General features: G+C 43.6%; 1 protein-coding gene. It reads left to right on the forward strand.

Features of this window, described 5'->3' with window-relative positions; genetic code table 11:
* The coding region (locus tag A3844_RS31660; RefSeq protein WP_143192229.1) for a non-ribosomal peptide synthetase at nt 1-1,295 on the forward strand (1,295 nt) is incomplete at both ends.

Consider the following 1,295-nt stretch of genomic DNA (forward strand, 5'->3'; position numbering starts at 1 on the left):
AACATTCAATCTCTCAGAGGAACTGGATGTCATATCGGAAGAAGAGACAACGAATTTAGAGAATATAAATAGCCTGCAAGATGCTGCATACATCATATACACTTCAGGTACCACAGGTTTACCTAAAGGGGTTGTTATCGAACACGAAAATGTCATTCGTTTACTTCTAAATGACGAAATGGAATTTGACTTTAATGCGAATGATGTCTGGACAATGTTCCACTCTTATTGCTTCGACTTTTCTGTTTGGGAGATGTACGGTGCCTTACTGTATGGGGGAAAACTTGTAATCGTACCGAGGTTTATTGCTCAATCTCCAGAGGTGTTGACAGATTTATTATTGCAAGAGAAAGTAACAGTTTTGAATCAAACACCGACAGCATTTTATGCCCTTATGCAGGAGGGAAGCAATTTCATCCGAAATGATTTGGCACTACGCTATATCATTTTTGGGGGAGAAGCCTTAAGTCCAATGAAATTGCATAAAGCGAAAAAAGCATATCCGCATACAAAATTAATTAACATGTACGGGATCACAGAGGTAACGGTTCATGCGACCTATAGGGAAGTAACTGAAGGGGATATTGAAGGTGAGAAAAGTAATATCGGTCATCCTATTCCCACAACCACAACGTATATACTCGATGAGCAGCAAAAGCCTGTGCCTTTAGGTGTAATTGGAGAGCTTTTTATTGGAGGAAAAGGGATTGCTCGTGGCTATTTGAATCGCGAAGAGCTTACCAGAAATAGATTCCTTGCGAACCCGTTTAAACCCGGAGAAAAGATGTACCGAAGTGGAGACCTAGCACGGTGGTTACCGGATGGAACGCTTGAATATATGGGGCGGATGGATCATCAAGTGAAAATTCGGGGCTACCGAATTGAATGTGGCGAGATTGAGGCGCAGCTGTTGAAGCATGAATCGGTTAACGAAACGTTGGTGATGGCACGAGAGTCGGAGGATGGCAGTAAGTATCTGGCAGCTTACATCGTGAGCGAAACCCAGGTAGATGTAACCGAATTGAGAAGACACTTGGAGAAACACGTACCAAGTTATATGGTACCAGCCTACTTTATCCAGGTAGAACGAATGCCGCTTACGTCCAACGGAAAAGTAGACCGGAAAGCCTTGCCGTTACCAGAGGAAGGCTGGATGCGAGGAAATGAGTATGTTGCCCCGCAAGGTGAAATGGAAGAGCAGCTTGCTGAGATCTGGAAAGAAGTATTGGGAATTGAGCAAGTGGGTCGAACAGATAACTTCTTTGAGCTAGGTGGAGATTCCATTAAGGCCGTCC

This window comes from Paenibacillus helianthi, from assembly GCF_001909055.1.
In the GTDB taxonomy this organism is placed as follows: Bacteria; Bacillota; Bacilli; order Paenibacillales; family Paenibacillaceae; genus Paenibacillus_AQ; species Paenibacillus_AQ helianthi.